Genomic DNA, 914 nt, shown 5'->3' with positions numbered 1-914 from the left:
AGACGGTTTCATAAAGGCCCTGAGGGGCTGTTAACTTTCGCGGCGAGCTGTTAACCTCAGGCATCGGAACAACCGAGGCCGAGGAGATGGGCAAGCCGATCATTGACGACGAATTGTGGACACTGATCAAGCCGTTACTACCGCCACCCAAGCCTCGACGCAAGAAGAACCCGGGCCGTCTGCCGGTATCGGATCGCGCCGCGCTGACCGGAATCTTGTTCGTGCTCAAGACCGGACTGCGCTGGCGCGACTTGCCCGCCGAGATGGGTTGCGGCTCGGGCGTGACATGTTGGCGACGGCTTCGCGACTGGCAAGCTGCTGGCGTGTGGGACCGGTTGCACGTGTTGCTGCTCGCGAAGCTGCGTGCGGCAGACCAGATCGATTTCTCGCGAGCCGCTGTCGACTCTTCATCGATTCGTGCTGTTGGGGCGGGCCAAAAACTGGGCCAAACCCCACTGATCGCGCACGACCCGGTTCCAAGCACCATATCGTCACCGACGCCAACGGCACGCCGCTCGCCGCGATCCTGACTGGCGCCAACGTCCACGACGTCACGCAATTGCTGCCGCTGATCGACGCGATTCCGCCGATTCGCGGATTGCGTGGCCACCCACTGCAGAGACCGCGCGTTGTCTACGCCGATCGCGGTTACGACTCCGAGCGACATCGAAGAGCATTGCGCAATCGCGGTATCGAGCCAGTGATTGCCAGGCGCCGTACCGAACACGGCAGCGGCCTTGGCAAACATCGCTGGGTCGTTGAACGCACGCATGCCTGGTTGCATCACTTCCGTCGACTCCGTATTCGCTTCGAGCGTCGTGCCGACATTCACGGCGCGTTCCTCAAACTCGGTTGCTGCCTGATTTGCTGGAACACTCTTCAGCGCACCGAACAGCCTTTATGAAACAGTCTCT

The 914-nt window shown here is 61.3% G+C and carries 1 protein-coding gene; it reads left to right on the top strand.

Features of this window, described 5'->3' with window-relative positions:
- Positions 1–86 precede the first annotated feature (86 nt).
- A protein-coding gene (locus HV711_RS33250; RefSeq protein WP_095423477.1) for an IS5 family transposase occupies positions 87–904 on the top strand; the annotation gives its coding sequence in 2 pieces (ribosomal slippage) (positions 87–435 and positions 435–904; 819 coding nt in all).
- The last annotated feature ends 10 nt before the right edge of the window (positions 905–914 follow it).

This window comes from Paraburkholderia phenoliruptrix, assembly GCF_902859825.1.
Classification (GTDB): Bacteria; Pseudomonadota; Gammaproteobacteria; order Burkholderiales; family Burkholderiaceae; genus Paraburkholderia; species Paraburkholderia phenoliruptrix.
This window is presented reverse-complemented; position numbering and strand designations above follow the sequence as displayed.